This window comes from Capnocytophaga granulosa ATCC 51502 (genome assembly GCF_000411115.1).
GTDB lineage: Bacteria > Bacteroidota > Bacteroidia > Flavobacteriales > Flavobacteriaceae > Capnocytophaga > Capnocytophaga granulosa.
Map to the genome: position 1 here is coordinate 1 of NZ_KE150255.1, position 20,705 is coordinate 20,705.

The window sequence follows — 20,705 nt, forward strand, 5'->3', positions numbered from 1 at the left end:
AATCTTATCTACCTTATAGTAGCCCGCCGCCGTAACTGCTTGTGTGGCTGTCGTAGCTGCTGAAATCTCAGAATAAGAGGCTCCATCATCTGAGCTGCTATACCACTTATATGAGGTATAACCTGTGCCTCTGGCTGTAAGGTTCAAGTTGCTTCCACAGAAGAGTTCCACTCGTGTACAATCTCCATCATTCTTTATCTGTGCATAGGCTCCCTCTCCTTCCTTGGTCATCTCTCCCGCTGCACTACAGTTCTTTAAGGTGAAGACAAAGGCTGGCTTGCCCGTAAGTATCGCTGCACAGGCATTCTCATAAGCGGTACAATCCGCATTGTTCTTTATCTTAATAGGTATGTATACCGATACCTTAGTGCCTTGTGAAAATAACATGCCATCTATGCCTTCAAATTGTAAGACTCTCGGACTTTCATAAGAAACCGTTATACCTGAACCTAACTCGCTCTTGATGATACCGCTATCGGTAGCCGCTGGCAACTCATAGTTGCCATTGGTGTTATCCGGCAAGGTTACCTTCAAGACGCCTCCGCCCAAGGCTTGTGTCGTCTTGTTCTCTATCGTGGCCTTATAATATATGGTATGTCCCTTGGCTATGGTGGTAATCTGAGTATCACTGCCTATGGCACCTACAAACTTGCCCGTTACCGCCACATCTATATTCGAAGCCGTTACCGTTACCTTAAAACGCTTCTTGCCTTCTGTTCCTCCATCAGCCTTGCCCTTGACTGTATACTCTACATAGCTCTCCCCTACTGGAAAACCATCCCATGTAAGCGCTGGCGTGTTGCCATCTGCATCTGGGGTAGGTACATACAACTCCGTGCCATCCGCCTTAACTACTCTCCACGTTAGCCTGTAACCACAGCCCTCCGTATCCGTAATCGCAGGCGCTGTCCATGTCACTGTGCCTGTACACTTGTTTAACGGTAAGGTTGTCGTAAGATCTGGTAGCGTGCCTATCGCTGCGTCGGTGAAGTTGATAACCTTAAGCTTTACTTCTTTACGAGGTGTGTTTTTCTCACTTGGCGTACAGCCAAAGCCCGTTTTCATCTTATAAGTAGCCCAATACTCAGCCTCCATTGTTGGGTTAAAAGTAATTGAAGACTTCTTTAGATCCGCCGCAGAGACCCCATCCAAAGCATTGGCAGGATCAGATTTCCACTGTATATCATACATTGTATCTGGGAGATCTACACTAAGGGTTAGCGGAGCACCAAAACAAGCCTGTGCAACATTAACATGTACATTAGGTGATGACAAGCTACCAAAATCAGGTACAGGTACCCAACGATCCAAACAGCCTGATTCAAACTTCACCTCATAGGTATCTCCTCCTGTAAGCTTAGGAATATTGTTAAAGGTTGCAAACGCATCTGAAAAAGATGCTGGTGCCACTGGGGGGGCTGCTACTGTCTTTTTCACAGGATTTCCACCTTGTTCTACTACGGTTTTATTACCTCCTGACACCTTATAGAGGGTATAGGTGATTGGATACTCTGGTTCTGATCCTGCAGGCATCTCTACACGTACCACTCCTGACGAAGGATTGGCAGGATCACACATACCTATAGCTGTAATAGGTGTTATATCTGTAATTTTCTTTATTGTAAAAGCCTTATATATTTTTGTTCCTGATGGAGTTGGCAGATCTGGATACATATAACCATTAGCCCTTGCTTTGGTTTTCTCTACTATAGAATACAAACCAGCACCTGTAGTAAGTGCCAAGAGATAGTGACCTGGTGGAAGATTTGTTATTCTTCCTTGATAATCATACTTGTTAGTATCTAAAAGATTATCTGTTCGAACAATTGTAGTTGATGCCACAGGAGCCCCTTCTCGAAGATGAAACTTACGACCATCCTGACCATTGTCTAAATCTTTATAGACAATCATTGTACTCCCTATACCTGCAGTAACATTCTTTGTTGTAGATCCGTTAAATACTATAGATCCCTTACTATCCCCTCCTCCTGATGCACAATCGGTTGTCTCTATTGTATTTAAGGTATAAGAAGGAGAGGAAACCTGATCCACTGTAATGGTTTGGGTTACAGCAGGTCTTCCTGGACATTGGTCGGATAGGGTTACTTTATATTGCCCTACAGGAATATCTATAAATTGGTATATGTATTGTGGATTACCATCCTCTGGTAGTTGTATGGTATAAGGGAATTTTACCTCATATTCCCCTTTTAAATTCCAAGGACCTGTGGCGTTAAATTTTACTGATTTTTTACCATCTATACGTTCTAACTTTATGGTAAGTTTATTATTACCCTTAAAGAAATCTAACTGACCACTATCTGGGTCTGAGTTTCCAAGGTATACTTTGTTCCCTTTGACAGCCTCTTCCAAAGTTTGTGCAGGAGTACCCCCTACATTAACCTGTATATTATTCAAAGGGTTTATTGCTGCCACTTGCGATTGGGTAAATGTATTTGATAAGTAGTGCTTACAATCCTTGGTGGAAGAGCCATTGAGTATTCCTGTGGCTCCTGCATATTCTATCTGGTAGGTATTGGCTGCACTATTTTGTATGATTGCTATATGCTCATTGTTATTTACTTCATTAAAATACCTAAACAATTTTCCTTTTAGGGTTACTCCCGCAGAAGGAGCTGCAACCCAACTCCCATTAACCTTTACACGTGTCTGTAAGCCTGCGGTATTACAAAAAGTATTATAATAAGCACCATTACTATAGCTTTGCAAATAAGTTTTGAGTAGTACTGTTTTGTCACAAGGCCCACCTGAACTCTTAGCGCCTATGGCCAAATCAGTTGTTGGCTTATCATTAGGAGGGGCTACTGTATGCTGTATTTGTTGATTTACATTATTACTATCTGTATAGGTTACTGTTATCTTATCTCCTGGTTTAAGCTGATAATTACGTATCTTATAGATCATAGGATCCCACCAGTTCCAATAACCAAACTCGTCGCCTGCATCTCCATACACATGATATTTACCATCTTCTCTCATAGGCAAGGCTTCTTCATTGGTAAATTCATACACTGCATCTGGATTTCCTATACGCTGTATCCTTACGGTAAGTAGGAAAGGATAGTAAGTAGGCCTTCGTCCTAAGTGTGTATAGTCGGCCGCTACTGCAAGGTCAAAGAGATTACAATTGGTACACGATGAGGAAGGTACCAAGAACATTCTGAGTCCCTTAGTAGAATAACCAAAGGCATTCGCTACTTGTTTTCCCCATGAGCAAGCTCCATCGGTAACTGTTAACAAATAACGCTTTCCAGGTAAGAATTTCTTTGAAGCATCTGGTACTATATAGGCAGTAGTGGTAGCACCTGCTCCTTTGGTAATTGGAGTACCTGATACCAATACTTCCGCTGTATCAAAGTCCTTCACTGTTACATTAAAAGGACCTGGCCCAGCGGCTGCATTATCTATTTCTATGGTAAAAAAGCCTGTTGCCACTCGTGCAAGATCTGTACTTTTCTTAGGACGCCAAGTAGTATAATCATAATTCTTAATAAAATGCCCTGCAGCACCATCCGTTACCACTCTACGCACATTCCTAGGTTCGGTAAGGGAACAGCTTCCTCCTCCTACCTGATCTGTTACTTCTACATAATATTGTACAGAAGGAGGAACTCCTGATATAGTAACGGTAGTTTCACTCCCACTCTTATTTGTTGGTACAGAAGAGAATCTAGGTGTTGTCTCAGTGAGTGTGCCATAGAGCTTTACGACAAAGGGGCCTGCCCCATTCTTTATCTTAAAAGAAATGGAGCCGTCTGAGCTACAAGGGCCTGTGGCCTTGACCTGAGTGGTCTTGGACATATCCACACTAAAACGCTGGTAAGTAGAGGTTACTGTCTGTGTAAGCTGCAAAGGGTGGGTTTGATTACCATCTTTCCTAACAACCTTTATTTTATAGGTATCAGAGGGATAATTGGTAAATTCCGCTTTCCCTGCGCTATCAAAATCCTGCTGTGCCTGTCTTGCTCCATTACTATCATACAGCTCAGCTTTCCACTGGGTTACAGGAACACTTGCCGCTACCGCAGCCGACCAGTCTACCTTTATATTTCCTCCACATACTGTGTTCTCCCCCGTAAGGGTATAGGCAGGAAGACTCTGTGCCAATGTAAAGATAGGCAGCAGTAGCGCTACTACATACAGCCAGTACTTCTTCATATTCAAATCGAATTTATTGATTTTCATCATCTTATAATTTTACAGCTCTTCACGAGATATTTTATGCGCAAATTTATTAATTATTATCAATATACCAAGTATTTTTTCAAAGTTTTTTTTGCAAAAACGAAAATTTAACGTTTTTGAAAGATATTTTATTCTATAAGTGATTGATAATTAATCAATTATGATTTATATAGAGAAAGGAGAAGTTTTTAACAAGGCCCCATAACCAATGACTAATGACAAGTGACTAATGACTAATAACAAATATAGTACTTGTCATTAGTCATTAGTCACTTGTCATTTGTCACTTGTCATTATTCTACGCTTCGCCTGATCCTGAGAAGTGGGCTTGCTTGCCGAAGACCTCTTCGTCGGTAGGGAGTTCTTTATCGTGTTCGTACTGATAAAGATTGGTGCTGAGATTCTGCATCAGTTGCTTGGCTTGAGAGGGGGTCATAATGACCCTACTCTGTACGCGCGCCTTGGGCATCCCTGGCATGATAGAGATAAAGTCCAACACGAACTCGGTATCGGAATGGTTCACTACCACCATATTGGAGTAGATCCCCGCGGCTACTTTATCATCTATCTCTATGTTAATTTCCCTTTTGGTTACCTTTTCCATAAGGCTATAGGTTGATGTTCTGTTTTGCTAATTCCTTACGTGAATCTACTATAATGTTCTCGTAGCGCTTCATACCTGTACCTGCTGGGATACGGTGTCCTACGATCACATTTTCCTTGAGGCCGTCTAAGTTATCCACCTTACCTTGTACGGCGGCTTCGTTGAGTACCTTGGTTGTCTCTTGGAAGGAGGCAGCCGAGATAAAGGACTTGGTCTGCAAGGAGGCTCGTGTAATACCTTGTAACACAGGTACGGCTGTAGCAGGAATAATGTCTCGGGCTATAACCAAACGCTTGTCTTGGCGCTTGAGTAGGGAGTTCTCGTCGCGTAGCTGTCGCATAGTTACGATCTGTCCTGGCTTAAGATTCTGAGAATCACCAGCATCCTCTACTACTTTCTTTCCGAAGAGCTTATCATTTTCCTCAATAAAGTCGTCCTTATGTACCATTTGTTCTTCAAGGAAGAGGGTATCACCTGGATCTTGGATTTCTACCTTACGCATCATCTGGCGTACCACTACCTCAAAGTGTTTGTCATTGATCTTCACCCCTTGTAAGCGGTATACCTCTTGCACTTCATTTACCAAATATTGTTGTACGGCCGATGGGCCTTTGATACGTAGGATATCCTCTGGTGTTACGGAACCATCGGAGAGTGGCATACCTGCACGTACGTAGTCGTTCTCCTGTACAAGCACTTGAGAGGAGAGTTTCACAAGGTAAGTACGCTTTTCTCCTGTCTTGGATTCTATATAGATCTCACGGTTACCGCGTTTTACTTTTCCGAAGGACACTACCCCGTCTATTTCGGCCACTATGGCAGGGTTAGAAGGATTACGTGCTTCAAAAAGCTCTGTTACACGTGGTAGACCCCCTGTGATATCCCCAGACTTAGCGGACTTACGTGGTATCTTCACGAGAATTCGGCCTTCCTTGATCTTTTCCTTGTCATCCACCATGATGTGGGCACCCAGTGGTAGGGTGTACGAACGCAAGATATTGCCTTCCTTATCCTGAATATGCATAGTAGGAATGAGTCGCTTGTTACGAGACTCGGAGATTACTTTCTCTTGGAAGCCTGTTTGCTCGTCTATCTCTACTTGGAAGGTTACCCCTTGTTCTATATTTTCATAAACAATCTGTCCTGAGAACTCGGAGATAATCACCGCGTTATATGGATCCCATTGGTTGATTACATCCCCTTTCTTTACGCTATCGCCATTTTTCTTGAAGATGAACGAACCGTAAGGAATGTTGGAGGTGCTTAGTACCATACGGGTATGAGGTTCTAGGATCTTCACCTCGGAAGTACGAGAGATCACCACCTCTACAGGATTGCCATCGTAGTCCTCGCCCTTAACGGTTTTGAGGTCATCGATTTCGAGAATACCATCAAAGTGCGCGATGATCTTGTTCTCTTCGGAGATGTTCCCCGCAGTACCCCCCATGTGGAAGGTACGCAAGGTAAGCTGTGTACCAGGTTCTCCAATGGATTGGGCTGCTACAACTCCTACGGCCTCGCCTATCTGTACCATCTTACCTGTGGAGAGGTTGCGTCCATAGCACTTAGCACAGATACCATGCTTGGCCTCGCAGGTAAGGGCAGAGCGTACCTCAATAGATTCTATAGGTAACTGGTTGATTTTCTCTACGGCATCCTCACGGATTTCCTCTCCTGAGGATACAATAACCTCTTCATTGAGCGGATTGATCACATCATTGAGCGCTACACGACCCAATACACGTTCACCAAGGGTTTCAATAACTTCCTCATTCTTCTTAAGGGCATGTATCTCAATGCCACGAAGGGTACCACAGTCTTCGGTATTGATGATCACATCCTGAGATACATCCACCAAACGACGGGTAAGGTAACCTGCGTCGGCTGTCTTAAGCGCCGTATCGGCCAATCCTTTACGAGCACCGTGGGTAGAGATGAAGTACTCCAAGATAGAAAGCCCCTCTTTGAAGTTGGAAAGAATCGGGTTTTCAATAATTTCACCCCCGCCTGCGGTGGATTTCTTAGGCTTAGCCATAAGGCCTCGCATACCGGTAAGCTGGCGAATCTGTTCCTTAGAACCACGTGCTCCTGAGTCAAGCATCATATATACGGAGTTGAACCCTTGTCTGTCCTCACTGATGCGCTTCATAGCCAAGTCCGTTAGGCGGGCATTGGTGGAAGTCCACACATCAATCACCTGATTATAACGCTCGTTGTTGGTGATAAGCCCCATATTATAGTTACCGATGATGCCTTGTACTTGCTCATTGGCATCGGCAATCATCTCTTGTTTTTCCTTAGGAATGATAATGTCGCCCAAGGAGAAGGAAAGTCCTCCCTGGAAAGCAAACTTATATCCCATGGCCTTGATGTCGTCCAAGAACTCAGCGGTACGTGGGATACTTGTTTTTTTCAATACATGTCCGATGATATCGCGAAGGGATTTCTTGGTCAATATGGTGTTGATATACCCAGCCTCAGGGGGTACTACCTCATTGAAGAGGACGCGCCCTACGGTGGTATCTATCAGTTTGGTCACTATGTTGCCATGCTCATCGAGGTCGTGAGTACGTACCTTGATAGAGGCATTGAGGTGTACCTTATGTTCGTTGTAGGCAATATTCACCTCCTCTGGGGAGTAGAACACGGAGCCTTCGCCTGCAATGGGTTCCTCTGGAGTGCTTTTGCGCATCTTGGTGATGTAGTAAAGCCCCAAGACCATGTCCTGCGAAGGTACGGTAATAGGTGCCCCATTGGCAGGGTTCAAGATATTATTGGAAGCCAACATGAGCATCTGTGCCTCAAGGATCGCCTCAGGCCCAAGGGGCAAGTGTACAGCCATCTGGTCACCGTCAAAGTCGGCGTTAAACGCAGTACATACCAGCGGGTGTAGGCGGATTGCCTTTCCTTCTATCAGCTTAGGCTGGAAGGCCTGAATACCCAAACGGTGCAAGGTAGGGGCACGGTTCAGTAGCACAGGGTGTCCCTTGATCACGTTCTCCAAGATATCCCATACTACAGGCTCCTTCTTATCTATGATACGCTTGGCCGATTTGACTGTCTTGACAATCCCGCGCTCTATGAGCTTGCGAATGACAAAAGGCTTGTAAAGCTCAGCGGCCATATTCTTAGGCAAACCACATTCGAAGAGTTTAAGCTCTGGCCCTACGACAATCACCGAACGAGCGGAGTAATCCACACGCTTACCAAGGAGGTTCTGACGGAAGCGTCCTTGTTTACCTTTGAGAGAGTCAGAAAGGGACTTGAGCGGACGATTGGCGTCGGTCTTTACAGCAGAGGATTTGCGGGTATTATCAAAGAGGGAATCTACGGATTCCTGCAACATACGTTTTTCGTTGCGCAAAATCACATCAGGCGCTTTGATTTCTATCAAGCGCTTGAGACGATTGTTGCGAATGATCACACGGCGATAGAGGTCATTGAGGTCGGAGGTAGCAAAACGCCCTCCGTCCAAAGGCACAAGCGGACGCAATTCCGGAGGGATCACAGGAATGACCTTCATGATCATCCATTCGGGGAGGTTCTCCCTGTTCTTCTGAGAATCACGGAAAGCCTCCACTACCTGTAAGCGCTTGAGCGCCTCGGTCTTGCGCTGCTTAGAGGTTTCAGTATTAGCTCTATGGCGCAAGTCGTAAGAAAGTGCATCAAGGTCTATCTCATGCAAGAGGTCATAAAGTGCCTCAGCCCCCATCTTGGCGACAAACTTGTTGGGATCGGTATCCTCCAAGTATTGGTTTTCCACTGGTAGAGTTTCCATGATATCGAGGTATTCCTCCTCGGTCAATAGTTCCATTTTCTCCAATGGCTCTCCAGAGAGAGATTTGGCAATCCCTGGCTGAATAACGATATAGCGTTCGTAATAGATAATCATGTCCAACTTCTTGGAAGGAAGTCCGAGCAAATAACCTATCTTATTAGGCAAGGAACGAAAATACCAAATATGGGCTATAGGCACCACCAAGTTGATGTGCCCTACACGCTCGCGACGTACTTTCTTTTCGGTTACTTCCACCCCACAACGGTCGCACACGATCCCCTTATAGCGGATGCGCTTATACTTTCCACAAGCACACTCATAGTCCTTCACAGGGCCAAAGATACGCTCACAGAATAGTCCATCGCGCTCAGGCTTATGGGTGCGATAGTTGATGGTCTCAGGCTTAGCTACCTCACCACGAGAGACTGCTAAGATACTCTCAGGAGAAGCCAATCCAATAGAGATTTTGTCAAATCTCACAGTTGCATTTTTCTCTTTTACTCTTGCCATAGCATTTTTTAATAACAAAATTTGTTCCTATTTGGACAAATACACGAAAAGAGGAGGCGACATAACCCCTTGTGGTTATGTTACCTTCTCTACCTTTGCCCTTACCCTAAGAGGGTGAAAGACAAGTACTTATATGCTCTACGAAAGTCAAAATAACTTCTATAAAAACACTTAACCAAACTGAGGGCAAAGATACAATAAAAATTTAAAAGTAAAAAGTAAAAAAGATTTATTTTTTTACTTTTTACTTTTCACCTTGAAAATTAGTATTCAAACTGTACTTTCTTATTTGGGTCTGGGTTACCTGCCCAATAAGCCCTATAGAGATCTAAGCTCTTGCGTATCTCCCCATAGAGCGCTTCGTTATGCTGGCGAAGGTCGTCCAAGTGGTAGAACTTAGCCAATACATGCTGGTGCTCTATCCAATCCAAGGATTGCATACAGTCATCTAAGCCATCAAGGGTGTATCCAAAGTAATCAGGCAAGGAGAAAGTCTCCTTCATCGTACTGAGGAAGGCTCGTTCGTTTTGGACATTTCTCAAATCTACGTGAAACTCCAAAGCGTTTTTTCTGATATACGTACTCATTTCTATTAGTAAATATTTAGAATAGTGTTTTTCAATTATTTACCAACAGTCTTGCCCCCTATACCTGAATGACTCCTAAGTTAAAAGGCTTCTCTATAGGCGCCCCATTGGCCGCTTCTATCCCTTGTGAGATCCATAGGCGGGTATCCAGTGGGTCTATGATCGCATCTGTCCATAGGCGTGCTGCGGCATAATAAGGGGTTGTTTGTTGGTTATATTTCTCTTGAATATTTTCTAATAGTTCGCGCTCTCTTTCCTCGGATAGTGTCTCGCCCTTACGCTTAAGGGTAGCCGTTTCTATCTGTAAGAGCACCTTGGCTGCTTGGGCGCCCCCCATCACGGCCAGGTTGGCCGAAGGGTAAGCTACAATCAGGCGCGGGTCGTAAGCCTTGCCACACATGGCATAGTTACCTGCTCCATAGGAATTACCTACTATAATGGTAAACTTGGGCACTACCGAGTTGGCTACCGCATTGACCAGTTTGGCTCCGTCCTTGATAATCCCTCCATGTTCGGACTTGCTACCAACCATAAAGCCTGTAACGTCCTGCAAGAAGACTAGCGGAATACGCTTTTGGTTACAGTTGGCTATAAAGCGGGTCGCTTTATCTGCGCTATCGGAATAGATCACCCCGCCTATCTGCATCTCCCCTTTTCGGGTCTTGACTACCTTGCGCTGATTGGCCACAATTCCTACTGCCCAGCCATCTATACGTGCATAGCCTGTGAGGATCGTCTGTCCATAACCTTCCTTGTATTCCTCCCACTCGGAGTTATCCACTAGGCGAAGGATTAGCTCCTTCATATCATACGGTTGGGTACGGCTAATGGGCAGTATACCATATATATCATTAGGATCCAGCTTAGGAGCCGCGCTGGCTATCCTACTGAAGCCCGCTTTGGGTGCCTCGGCCAGCTTATCCACAAGGTTTTTAATCACATCCAAGGCATCTTGGTCATTCTCACATTGGTAATCTGTTACCCCACTAATCTGGCAATGGGTAGTAGCACCGCCTAAAGTCTCATTGTCTATGTCCTCCCCTATGGCTGCTTTCACTAAGTAACTCCCTGCTAAGAAGATACTTCCCGTTTTATTAACGATAAGCGCCTCATCGCTCATAATCGGCAGATAAGCACCTCCTGCTACACAGCTACCCATCACGGCGGCTATCTGAACGATGCCTTGGCTACTCATCTGGGCATTGTTGCGGAAGATACGCCCGAAGTGCTCCTTGTCAGGGAATACCTCGTCCTGCAAAGGCAGGAATACGCCCGCACTATCCACAAGGTAGATGATCGGTAAGCGGTTTTCCATAGCAATTTCCTGAGCACGAAGGTTCTTCTTACAAGTCATGGGAAACCAAGCCCCTGCCTTCACTGTAGCATCATTGGCCACTACTATTACCTGGCGGCCACGTACATAGCCTATTTCCACTACGACCCCTGCCGAGGGACAACCTCCATACTCCTGATACATACCATCGGCAGCAAAAGCCCCAATCTCCAAGCGAGGTTTGTCCTTATCCAATAAGTAATCTATACGTTCGCGAGCCGAGAGCTTTCCCTGTTGGTGCAGCTTCTCAAGGGCTTTGTCTCCCCCTCCTCGCTTAATCTGTTCCCAGCGCTGGCGCACCTCGTCTCGTGCGAGCTTGTTATGATCTTCGTTCTTATTAAAAGCTAAATCCATACGGGACATTTTCAAGTTGCAAAGTTAAGAATTTTTATTATTTAAACAAGTTTTTCCGACGATTTTTTTCAAAAAAAATGCTTTTAACTGTTAATAAAATATTACTTTAATCATTATCAGTTAGTTGCGAGCGGAAAAAACATATTATTTAGGTTCGCTCAGGCGTACGTAGCGCACATAACCAGTACCTTCGGTTTTCCCCTTGAGGGATTCGGTTGTGAAAGGCACTTGAGCATCGGTAGTGTAGTAGTATTGGTCTTCCACAGCCGACTCAAAGCGAATCTTATACCCCTTGTCCAAGAGGTTTTTGTCCAAGTCCAAGACGATATTCTTACGATCGCCCTGAGTGATTGAAGCGCCTGTGATGGCGTCTATCTTTTCCTTTTTCTCACTATAGAAGCCGAACCACTTCTTAAGCGAGTCATAGTACTTGCCATTATCACCAAAGACATAGAGCGTCTTGACGTATTTGTCCTCTGGGTCTATGAGCGATACTACCATATAGGCACCCTCGCCAGTATAGTTGGCCATCTGTACCATACACTTAAATTTGTCCTGCGCCTGAGCCGTAGCAAAGGCCAAAAATGCCACTAAAGCAAATACAACTTTCTTTGTCATAATTTTGATTGTTTTAAAAAGAAAGCGCAAAGATACGTTTTTTTGGTGAAAAGCAAATAGTGAAAAGTGAGGGGTATTTGGTATATTTTTTGTACATTTGCACTTTAAAAGAATACCTTATGTCTACAGCTGTATTAACCAAACCAAAAAGAGCCACAGATAGCACTACCACAGGGCTTAGTGAAGTAGCTGCTAAGGAGAAAACAGCTACTGCAAAGAAAACTATTGTCTCCTCTAAAAAGGAAGAAACAGAGGAAGTTTCTTGGGAAGAGTTGCAAAATATCACTAAAAAATTAATAGAAGAAGGAAAATTAAAGCCTTTTGATAAGAAATACATATATGGTGATTTGTGATACAAATATAATCAGCAAATATCTTGAAGGAGTTCCTTTGGTTGTGAAAAACATTAATGCTATAGGAACTGATAATATAGCCATAACACCTGTAATTCTCATTGAGCTAAACAAGTGGTTAAGTGTGTTTAAAGGAATTGACAAACCTACAAGGCAAAAATACAAGAAAAAATTTGATACCATAAAGATGTTACATCTTAACAAGAGTATTTCCGAACTTTCTATTGAAATCTCTAAAAAAGACAACAGTCTTGAACCTGCTGATATTCTTATAGGAGCTACAGGAGCATATTATGATGTCCCTGTATATACTCACAATGTGAAACATTTTAAACTGATAAAAGGCATTACCTTATATCAGGAACTATAGAACATCCTAGCTCAACAAACTCACATCTCTACACAAACATCGGCTAAGACAATTCCTTGCTTAGTTTGGTCTTTCGCAAGATACGTGAGTTTGTTGTATCTTACTTCTTATGCCTAACTTCTGACTACTGACTACTGACCACTTCCCACTATAACACTATAGAAAAAAACAATAGAACTCCGCCTCTTTTGATAGATTTTATTTATACTTTTGCACCGTAAAACAAAGATATTCTATAACATTTAAATAATCATAATCATGTCTTTAGTAGGAAAAAAATTCCCAAACATCACCGTTGACGCCATTTCAAAAATGGGCGATAACCTTCGTATCAACATCTTTGAAGAGGCTACCAAGAAAAACAAAAAAGTAGTTCTTTTCTGGTATCCAAAGGACTTTACTTTCGTATGTCCTACCGAACTACACGCTTTCGAAGAACTCAAAGGAGAATTCGAAAAACGCAATACCATTATTATAGGTGCTTCAGTAGATACCTGCGAAGTACACTTTGCTTGGCTTAATACACCTAAAGATCAAGGAGGTATAGAAGGGGTAAGCTACCCTATCTTGGCCGACACAACCCGTAATCTTTCCAACGCCTTAGGCATCTTGGAAGCAGATCATATATATAACGAAGAGCTGGAAAACTACCTTATCGAGGGTTCCAATGTTGCTTTCCGTGCCACTTTCCTTATCGATGAAAACGGAAAAGTATTCCACGAAAGTGTCAATGATATGCCTCTTGGACGTAATGTAAAGGAATACCTTCGCCTAATTGATGCCTATACACACGTACAAAAATACGGAGAAGTATGCCCTGCCAACTGGGAAGAAGGTAAAGAGGCTATGCATGCCGATAGAAAAAGTACTGCTGATTACTTAGCTAAGCACTAATTAATCATATTCTCTTACTGTCTTCATAAAACGCAAACTTTAATTATTAATCTTGACTTATGTTAGTAGAACTTACCAGTGATAACTTAGCAGAACTTATACAAGCCAACCCTAAAGTGGTTGTACAGTTCTCTGCTTCTTGGTGCGGAAATTGCCGTATCATGAAACCTAAATTCAAAAAACTTGCTGAAGAGAGAGCGGATCTTACCTTTGTCATCGCCGATGCAGAGCAATTCCCTGAATCTCGTAAGCTCGCCAATGTAACTAACTTACCTACCTTCGCTGCTTTTGTAAACGGAGAACTCCTAAAGGACGTACAGACCAATAAGCAGGAGGTACTAAATGAATTGATCGATGAAATTACCAATAATTAAGCACATTACCCAATTCATTGAAGCCAATGACGAGGATTATGTGATAGAGACGATAGAGGTACTGGAAAACCTAACCGAGCTTTCCTCCCTCAAGGACGAAGAATTGGATATTATAGGAGAACTCCTCTCCAATATGTATGGTGCCTTGGAGGTACAAAAGCTCATCAAAGCAGGTACCCCACAGAAAGAAGCGCTGAACACCTTTATGCAAAGAGTACTTGGTGCTATTGACAAATAAAGTGTCATTATCTCATCTTTATTAAATTATGTTAGTTATTCCCGATTTATCTCTTGTAACTCAGCTTAAGAGTTACAAGAATACTAAGGGAGATTCATGGTAAAATGTCTGAACAACAATATAGGCGGCACCCGCGGTGCCGCCTATTTTTTTATTTCCTACACAATTCCCCCACTATCTTTACACACTCTACCGCTTCTTTTACATCATGGACACGGAGGATATCCGCCCCATGAAGTAGCGCAAAGGTATTAAGCACCGTCGTTCCATTGAGAGCTGCCTCTGGAGTGGTGTCCAAGAGCTTATATATCATGGATTTACGGGAGATCCCTACCAAGATAGGACACTCCAAGGCCTTGAAAAGGGCAAGCTGCTGCATCAGCTCATAGTTCTGGGCGAGGGTCTTGGAGAAACCAAAACCTGGGTCTACGATAAGGTCATTGATTCTCAATTGTCTTGCCTTGTCCTTTATCTGGGAGAAATAGTACAGTATATCCTTGGTGAGCTTATCATACTCGGTGTAGGTCTGCTTGGTCTGTGGGGTGCCACGCATGTGCATCGCTATATAAGGGACTTGGTAGTGGGCAACCACTTCCCAAATGGCGGGGTCTATCTGCCCTGCGGAAATATCATTGATGATACAGGCTCCTGCCTCAAGGCTCTCTCGGGCAACTTCTGCACGGAAGGTGTCTACCGAGATGCGGATATCGGGAAAGTGCTTTACCAAGGCTTCCACTACCGGCACTACGCGCTGTAGTTCCTCCTGCGGGGATACCTCTTGGGCATTGGGGCGGGAACTATAGCCTCCTATATCTACAAACGTGGCTCCCTCCTCAAGCATCTGTTCTGCCTTGCGGAGCACTTCAGCAGGTGTGGTACGGCTCTGCGCATAGAAAGAATCAGGGGTGATATTGAGTATGCCCATGACTTTGGGGGTATCAAAACAGATAAGCTCCCCTTTACAGTTGATTTGTGTCATTTTTTCTCTATAATAGTTCCTTTATTGTGTTTTTTAAAGAGTTTTTGTGTATCTTCCACAAATATTTTCATCTGTTTGACCGCCTCTGGACTCATATTGGGGTAGTCTTGGGCAGCTGTCTGCGCACAAGGGAGAATCTCATAGTGTTTTTTCCCATCTTTATCATACAAATGTACCCAAGTGAGGTAATAGGCAGGGGTGAGCAAGCGGGTTTGCTTATCTGTTCCTTTGACAAGGGTAAGGTTGAGCATCAGTCCACCATCGGTATGGCGCTTGCGTTGGTTGGAGATAAAGTTGCCCAAGGAGTAGAGCACAAACTGCTGTTGGGAGGGTCGGTTGCCTCTAAGCTCCATGGGTTGCAACACATGTGGGTGTCCGCCAATGATGTAATCCACCCCATGGCGAAAGAGGAAGTCTGCCATTTTCTTCTGCGCCTCATTGGGGGTTGTGGCATACTCTATCCCCCAGTGTACCACCGCTATAAGTTTGTCAAGTTTGCGGCTTCGGGCACTAAGGATATCTTTTTGGATCTGTAGGGTATCTAAGCGATTCACTTGGGTTGGGTTGGGCACTGGTAGCCCATTGGTGCCATAGGTATAGTTGAGTACCCCCACACGTAGCCCGTTCTTTTCCAAGATAAGCAGATTGCGCATTGCCCTATCTATCAGGTCATGGAAAGTACCTGTATGCTTGATTCCTAAGGAATCCAATTGATAGAGAGTATTGGTAATCCCTATTTTCCCTCGGTCGCAGGAATGATTATTGGCCGTTACCATGACATTGATACCACTGTGCAGGCAGTCTGCTACCAGCTCCTTAGGCGAAGAGAACGTTGGATAGCCTGTAAAGGGCTTGCCCCCAAGGGTAACCTCTAGGTTAGCCACCACGTAGTCGTGTTGTTTAAAGATGGGAGCTACTTTGGCAAAGACAGGCTTATAGTTATAGTGGCCTGTTTGCTTATCATAAGCCGAATGAATTTGGGGGGTATGTCCCATGATGTCCCCTACGAAAAGTAGAGATAGGGTATCCTGTGTTTGCTGCCTATCCAAGCGCTCTTGTCCTTGTGTGGCAAGGCTTAGCAGTAGCCCCAGAAGTATGAAATAGTTTTTCATCACAATGTGTTAAACATAGGCGCAAAAATACGATTTTAAAGCCAATATAAAAAGTTTTGTAAAGAAATTAGGTCTATTCAGAAAAAAAAACTATCTTTGAGCCGAATTAACTCATTAACCTTATGAACGACAAAAAGACACATTATTTTGACACCAAAGTATTGGGACAGCCTTCGGGGCTTTTCTTTCTCTTTTTTACCGAGATGTGGGAGCGTTTTTCCTTCTATGGGATGCGGGTGCTCCTGGTACAATTCCTCACCGCTGAAATTCTCTTAGGCGACCCTAAGGGGGGCTGGGGCTGGACTTCCGAGCAAGCCACCGCCCTCTATGGTACTTATGCGATGCTCTTGTACCTCACCCCTGTCTTGGGAGGAATCATAGCCGACAAATACTTAGGTACACGACGTGCGGTCATCATAGGCTCTATCATCATGACTATAGGACAGTTGTGCTTATTCTTGCACTCCACCACTATGTTCTTTGTGGGGCTTACCTGCTTAGTGGTTGGGGTCGGATTGTTCAAGCCCAATGTGCCTTCTATCCTTGGGGAGATGTTCAAAGATCATCCCGACAAGAAAGATAGCGCCTATACGATCTTCTATATGGGGGTCAATGCAGGAGCGTTCTTAGGTATGATGCTCTGTGGTTACTTGGCTGCTACCAAGGGCTGGAGCTGGGGCTTTGGGCTAGCGGGTATCTTTATGGGCTTAGGCACCCTACAGTTTGTCTTTGCCAAACCGCTTATGGGGGATTTGGGTATGCTCAAGAAGGAGGTGCACCACGAGCAATCAACCGATACGGACAAGCGCAACCCTTTCACCTTAGTGGATAATGTACTTATTGTCGTGGTATCCGTACTGGGACTGCTCTATGCCTTCAATGATCCTTTGTCCAAGAACCACATCTACGACCTATTTGCTTGGGTAGATACCTCCCTTATGCGTGGGCAGAACCTTGTGGCGCTTGTAGCCCTATTGTTATTTGTTTATTTATTAGTATCGCGTATTCTGCGTTATGACAGGATTGTCCGCAACCGTATGTTTGCTGTGATGAGTTTGGCTTTCTTTATTATTTTCTTCTTTATTACCTTCGAGCAAGCCCCTTCGTCACTGATCATCGTAGCACGTGATTATGTGGATAGAAGCCTTAGCGGTGAGGGACTGTTGGTGTTCAATATCATCAATGCCCTGCTGATGCTCATTCCCTTGCTGATTATCTCATTTGTATTGATTCGTTTGGCGATGGTCACTTGGAAACTTATTCCGCTGACCAATATAGTGCTTTTTGTCTGCTTCCTGCTCATCTGGGGGGTAGCCATCTATGCCATTAGGAGTGAGTTCCTTAAGAAGACTTCCGAGATTGCAGTATCATGGTTCTCGGTACTCAATGCTTTCTTTGTCATCACTTTAGCCTCTTCCGTATCCAAGATATGGTCGTCCAAATACAACCCTTCAGTAGCCTTCAAGTATGGCTTTGGATTGTTCTTCGTCGCCCTTGGTTATTTGGTAGTGTGGTTTGGTGCCAAAGGATTAAGTGAGGATATGAAGATTTCCATGGCCTATATCATACTCATCTATTTTTTCCATACCATAGGCGAACTCTTTATCTCTCCTGTGGGGCTTTCCTATGTCTCCAAGCTCGTCCCTCACCGAATGCTGGCTTTCATGTTTGGTACTTGGTACTTAGGGATTGCCATCGCCCAGAAAGTAGCCGCTACCTTAGGCGGACAGGTAGTGTCCATCACTAAGGAATATGGGCTAAGTACTTTCTTCCTTATCTTTGCGGGTATTGCCGCTGGTGCGGGTATCTTGGTGATGCTATACAACCCTGTGCTCAAAAAGCTCATGCACGAAGTAAAGTAACCAACAAAATAAAGCAAAAATCCTTTTGTTTTCAGATTAAATTTCGTATTTTTGCTTGCCGAATCTAACCACTAACCACTGACAACTAATAACTCAAATCATATACTTATGAGAAAAAAAGTAATTGCAGGTAACTGGAAAATGAATAATGATGCGACCCAGTCCGCTCAACTTATTGCCGCCCTGCTCGAAAAACTTCCACAAACACAGGCGGAGGTAGTGATTGCCCCCTCTTTTGTAAATCTTGCCTTGGCTGTAGAGAAAACCAAAGGTAGCCCTATGATCGTAGCGGCTCAGAACATGCACTTTGCTGAAAAAGGCGCCTTCACTGGTGAGGTGTCCGCCTCCATGCTTGAGGCTATCGGAGTGAAAACCACTATCTTAGGACACTCCGAACGCCGTGAGTACTTCAACGAAACCGATGAGAGTCTCGCCAAAAAAGTGGATACTGCCCTCGCCCATGGCTTTCGTATTATCTTCTGTATAGGAGAGAAACTCGCTGAGCGCAAGGCGGCTAAGCACTTTGAGGTAGTAAAATCACAAATACAAAACGCCCTATTCCACTTGCCTCAAGAGGCTTGGAAACACATCGTTCTGGCTTACGAACCTGTATGGGCTATTGGTACAGGCGAGACTGCTACCCCTGAGCAAGCACAGGAGATACACGCCTTTATTCGTAAGACTGTGGCCGACAAATACGGAAAAACCGTAGCCGATGACCTCACTATCCTCTACGGAGGTAGCTGCAACGCTAAGAACGCTGCCGCCCTCTTTGCCAACCCCGATGTAGATGGGGGGCTTATAGGAGGAGCCGCTCTAGTGGCTGACGACTTTATCACCATTATCAAGGCTATAGGCTAACAAACCAAGGGACAAGGGCAACTTTGTCCCTTTTTTCTCTTCCTAAAATGGACACATGCCCGCATGTTGCCCAAGTGTCGTTATGTGCTTGTGAGAGTCAAAAAATAATTTTTCAAAAATATAGAGGCTATATAAAAATAAATATGTACTTTTGCCGATAAATTTTTGCAACTAACTAAAAGTTCTTTATGCTCACTCGTAGGCACATTCGTGTAAAGGTAATGCAGACCATTTATGCACTACATCAGGAGGAAAATTATAATCTGCAAAGAGGGGAAAACTTCCTTGTGGCAAGTATGGACAATACCCACAGCTTGTACATAGTCCTTATGGGCTTGTGGGCAGCCTTGGAAAAACGCTCCCAGCAGATGGAGGCCGTCTATAAAAACAAGTTTATTCGTGATGAGAATATCTCTCATACATTGTTCTTGGAGAATGAAGCCTTACAGCTGATCACCCGCGATGAGGCACTCTGCGAGGCTATAGAAAAGGAAACCCTCTTGTGGCGAACCCATGATGAGTATATCAACATATTGTATAACAAAATTTTAGAAAGCGAAGTCTATCAGCTGGCTAAGGGGCGCCCCAGAAGCTTTGAAGGCGACAGACAGTTCTTAGCCGACCTATATATGGAGGTTATCGCCCCCGATGAGGAACTTTTTGACTTCTTAGCCGATACAGAAATCACTTGGACTGATGACTTCCCTCTGGTCAATACCCTGATTGTCAAGCTCCTCAAAGGACTACGCAAAGACAAAGAGAACGAGCTTGTCCCTCCCTTATTCAAGGATATAGCCGACAGAGAGTTCGGTATAGAGCTCTTAAAAAAAGCGGTGCTTAACGATGAGAAGTTCCAACAATATTTGGTAGAGAAGACCCCCCAGTGGGACACTGAACGCATAGCAGAGATTGATGCCATCCTTATCAAAATGGGTATCACCGAGCTACTCAAGTGCCCCAGTATCCCAGTAAAGGTTACTCTGAACGAATATGTGGAGATTGCCAAAGAGTACTCCACCCCCAAGAGTAGTGTGTTTATCAATGGTATCCTTGATACCCTCTCTAAGGACTTCACCCAAGACGGCACTCTTAAGAAGATTGGAAGAGGACTTTTATAGTGACTAATGACAAGTGACTAGTGACTAACCACTGACAACTAATCACTAACAACTAACCACTAACCACTGACAACTAACAACTAACCACTGACGACTAAAAACTAAAAATCATGAAAAGAATATTTTTACTTGTAGGAGTAGCACTCCTTGCCGCTTGCAACAACAATGGCACTGATGCGGCTAACAAAATCAAACAAAGTAACTTAGAAGCTGCTGAGAAATTAGCTGAACAAGCTACACAATTCCCTCAAATAAAATTTGAGGAAACCACTCATGACTTTGGAGAAATTAAGCAAAACGTGGAGGTACAGACCTCTTTCAACTTCAAAAATACAGGCAAGGTGCCCTTGGTGATTACCAACGCCACCAGTAGCTGCGGCTGTACCGTCCCTGAATATCCTAAAGAGGCAATCGCCCCAGGGGAAAGTGGTGCTATCAAAGTGGTATATAACGGCTCAGGCAAAGATGCCATCTCCAAGACCGTAACCCTAACGACCAACACAGAACAAGGTACAGAACTGCTTACTATCAAAGCCTTTGTAAAAGAATAATAC

17 protein-coding genes are annotated in these 20,705 nt (G+C 44.1%); 9 read left to right on the forward strand and 8 right to left on the reverse strand.

Features of this window, described 5'->3' with window-relative positions:
- The 6 genes from HMPREF9331_RS07515 to HMPREF9331_RS07540 form a co-directional block, all read right to left on the reverse strand.
- Positions 1-4,179, reverse strand: a 4,179-nt coding sequence (locus tag HMPREF9331_RS07515; RefSeq protein ID WP_016420390.1) for a hypothetical protein, incomplete at its 3' end; no start/stop codon positions are given.
- 325 nt (positions 4,180-4,504) lie between these two features.
- Positions 4,505-4,810, reverse strand: a complete 306-nt coding sequence (locus HMPREF9331_RS07520; protein ID WP_016420391.1) for a DUF3467 domain-containing protein — start codon at positions 4,808-4,810, stop codon at positions 4,505-4,507.
- Positions 4,811-4,814: 4 nt separating this feature from the next.
- A complete protein-coding gene (rpoC, locus tag HMPREF9331_RS07525) occupies positions 4,815-9,098 on the reverse strand; it encodes a DNA-directed RNA polymerase subunit beta' (protein ID WP_016420392.1) in 4,284 nt (1,427 codons plus the stop codon).
- 263 nt (positions 9,099-9,361) lie between these two features.
- On the reverse strand, positions 9,362-9,685 hold the full coding sequence (locus HMPREF9331_RS07530) for a barstar family protein (protein ID WP_016420393.1): 324 nt from the start codon (positions 9,683-9,685) through the stop codon (positions 9,362-9,364).
- Between the two features lie 58 nt (positions 9,686-9,743).
- Positions 9,744-11,372 carry an acyl-CoA carboxylase subunit beta gene (locus HMPREF9331_RS07535; RefSeq protein ID WP_009641103.1) on the reverse strand — a complete coding sequence of 543 codons (1,629 nt, stop codon included), beginning with the start codon at positions 11,370-11,372 and terminating at the stop codon, positions 9,744-9,746.
- Positions 11,373-11,516: 144 nt separating this feature from the next.
- Complete coding sequence (locus HMPREF9331_RS07540; protein WP_016420394.1) at positions 11,517-11,990, reverse strand: DUF2271 domain-containing protein; 474 nt, start codon at positions 11,988-11,990, stop codon at positions 11,517-11,519.
- A 119-nt stretch (positions 11,991-12,109) separates the two neighbouring features.
- Between HMPREF9331_RS07540 and HMPREF9331_RS07545 the strand changes: the two genes are divergently transcribed.
- From HMPREF9331_RS07545 to HMPREF9331_RS07565, 5 genes are all read left to right on the forward strand, one after another.
- Complete coding sequence (locus HMPREF9331_RS07545; protein ID WP_016420395.1) at positions 12,110-12,343, forward strand: hypothetical protein; 234 nt, start codon at positions 12,110-12,112, stop codon at positions 12,341-12,343.
- Positions 12,344-12,386: 43 nt separating this feature from the next.
- Positions 12,387-12,713, forward strand: coding sequence for a PIN domain-containing protein (locus HMPREF9331_RS07550; RefSeq protein ID WP_234945868.1), 327 nt, complete (start codon positions 12,387-12,389; stop codon positions 12,711-12,713).
- A 258-nt stretch (positions 12,714-12,971) separates the two neighbouring features.
- Positions 12,972-13,607: a peroxiredoxin gene (locus HMPREF9331_RS07555; protein ID WP_009641169.1), complete on the forward strand. Its 636-nt coding sequence runs from the start codon at positions 12,972-12,974 to the stop codon at positions 13,605-13,607.
- Positions 13,608-13,666: 59 nt separating this feature from the next.
- Positions 13,667-13,981 carry a thioredoxin family protein gene (locus HMPREF9331_RS07560; RefSeq protein WP_009641125.1) on the forward strand — a complete coding sequence of 105 codons (315 nt, stop codon included), beginning with the start codon at positions 13,667-13,669 and terminating at the stop codon, positions 13,979-13,981.
- Complete coding sequence (locus tag HMPREF9331_RS07565; protein ID WP_016420397.1) at positions 13,962-14,219, forward strand: DUF6952 family protein; 258 nt, start codon at positions 13,962-13,964, stop codon at positions 14,217-14,219. Before HMPREF9331_RS07560 ends, HMPREF9331_RS07565 begins: the two co-directional genes overlap by 20 nt.
- 151 nt (positions 14,220-14,370) lie before the next feature.
- Here the strand turns inward: HMPREF9331_RS07565 and folP are convergent, their stop codons facing one another.
- On the reverse strand, positions 14,371-15,198 hold the full coding sequence (folP, locus tag HMPREF9331_RS07570; RefSeq protein WP_016420398.1) for a dihydropteroate synthase: 828 nt from the start codon (positions 15,196-15,198) through the stop codon (positions 14,371-14,373).
- Positions 15,195-16,310, reverse strand: coding sequence for a CapA family protein (locus tag HMPREF9331_RS07575; RefSeq protein WP_016420399.1), 1,116 nt, complete (start codon positions 16,308-16,310; stop codon positions 15,195-15,197). The genes folP and HMPREF9331_RS07575 overlap by 4 nt, the downstream gene beginning before the upstream one ends.
- A gap of 122 nt (positions 16,311-16,432) precedes the next feature.
- On the opposite strand from HMPREF9331_RS07575, the gene HMPREF9331_RS07580 reads away from it, so the two are divergent.
- The 4 genes from HMPREF9331_RS07580 to HMPREF9331_RS07595 all read left to right on the forward strand — a co-directional run bounded on the left by HMPREF9331_RS07580 (position 16,433) and on the right by HMPREF9331_RS07595 (position 20,702).
- The gene (locus tag HMPREF9331_RS07580) at positions 16,433-18,172 is read left to right on the forward strand and encodes a peptide MFS transporter (RefSeq protein WP_009641096.1); all 1,740 of its coding nucleotides are present in this window, start codon (positions 16,433-16,435) and stop codon (positions 18,170-18,172) included.
- Between the two features lie 108 nt (positions 18,173-18,280).
- Complete coding sequence (gene tpiA / locus HMPREF9331_RS07585; protein WP_016420400.1) at positions 18,281-19,033, forward strand: triose-phosphate isomerase; 753 nt, start codon at positions 18,281-18,283, stop codon at positions 19,031-19,033.
- 188 nt (positions 19,034-19,221) lie between these two features.
- A complete protein-coding gene (locus HMPREF9331_RS07590) occupies positions 19,222-20,151 on the forward strand; it encodes a transcription antitermination protein NusB (RefSeq protein WP_016420401.1) in 930 nt (309 codons plus the stop codon).
- Positions 20,152-20,261: 110 nt separating this feature from the next.
- Entirely contained in the window at positions 20,262-20,702 is a 441-nt protein-coding gene (locus HMPREF9331_RS07595; protein WP_009641145.1) for a DUF1573 domain-containing protein, read from the forward strand.
- The last annotated feature ends 3 nt before the right edge of the window (positions 20,703-20,705 follow it).

Excerpts from the sequence above, each read along its gene's own strand:
- HMPREF9331_RS07520 (WP_016420391.1), bottom strand. The coding sequence starts at position 4,810 with ATGGAAAAGGTAACCAAAAGGGAAATTAACATAGAGATAGATGATAAA.
- rpoC (WP_016420392.1), bottom strand. The coding sequence starts at position 9,098 with ATGGCAAGAGTAAAAGAGAAAAATGCAACTGTGAGATTTGACAAAATC.
- HMPREF9331_RS07530 (WP_016420393.1), bottom strand. The coding sequence starts at position 9,685 with ATGAGTACGTATATCAGAAAAAACGCTTTGGAGTTTCACGTAGATTTG.
- HMPREF9331_RS07535 (WP_009641103.1), bottom strand. The coding sequence starts at position 11,372 with ATGGATTTAGCTTTTAATAAGAACGAAGATCATAACAAGCTCGCACGA.
- HMPREF9331_RS07540 (WP_016420394.1), bottom strand. The coding sequence starts at position 11,990 with ATGACAAAGAAAGTTGTATTTGCTTTAGTGGCATTTTTGGCCTTTGCT.
- HMPREF9331_RS07545 (WP_016420395.1), top strand. The coding sequence starts at position 12,110 with ATGTCTACAGCTGTATTAACCAAACCAAAAAGAGCCACAGATAGCACT.
- HMPREF9331_RS07555 (WP_009641169.1), top strand. The coding sequence starts at position 12,972 with ATGTCTTTAGTAGGAAAAAAATTCCCAAACATCACCGTTGACGCCATT.
- HMPREF9331_RS07560 (WP_009641125.1), top strand. The coding sequence starts at position 13,667 with ATGTTAGTAGAACTTACCAGTGATAACTTAGCAGAACTTATACAAGCC.
- HMPREF9331_RS07565 (WP_016420397.1), top strand. The coding sequence starts at position 13,962 with ATGAAATTACCAATAATTAAGCACATTACCCAATTCATTGAAGCCAAT.
- folP (WP_016420398.1), bottom strand. The coding sequence starts at position 15,198 with ATGACACAAATCAACTGTAAAGGGGAGCTTATCTGTTTTGATACCCCC.
- HMPREF9331_RS07575 (WP_016420399.1), bottom strand. The coding sequence starts at position 16,310 with ATGAAAAACTATTTCATACTTCTGGGGCTACTGCTAAGCCTTGCCACA.
- HMPREF9331_RS07580 (WP_009641096.1), top strand. The coding sequence starts at position 16,433 with ATGAACGACAAAAAGACACATTATTTTGACACCAAAGTATTGGGACAG.
- tpiA (WP_016420400.1), top strand. The coding sequence starts at position 18,281 with ATGAGAAAAAAAGTAATTGCAGGTAACTGGAAAATGAATAATGATGCG.
- HMPREF9331_RS07590 (WP_016420401.1), top strand. The coding sequence starts at position 19,222 with ATGCTCACTCGTAGGCACATTCGTGTAAAGGTAATGCAGACCATTTAT.
- HMPREF9331_RS07595 (WP_009641145.1), top strand. The coding sequence starts at position 20,262 with ATGAAAAGAATATTTTTACTTGTAGGAGTAGCACTCCTTGCCGCTTGC.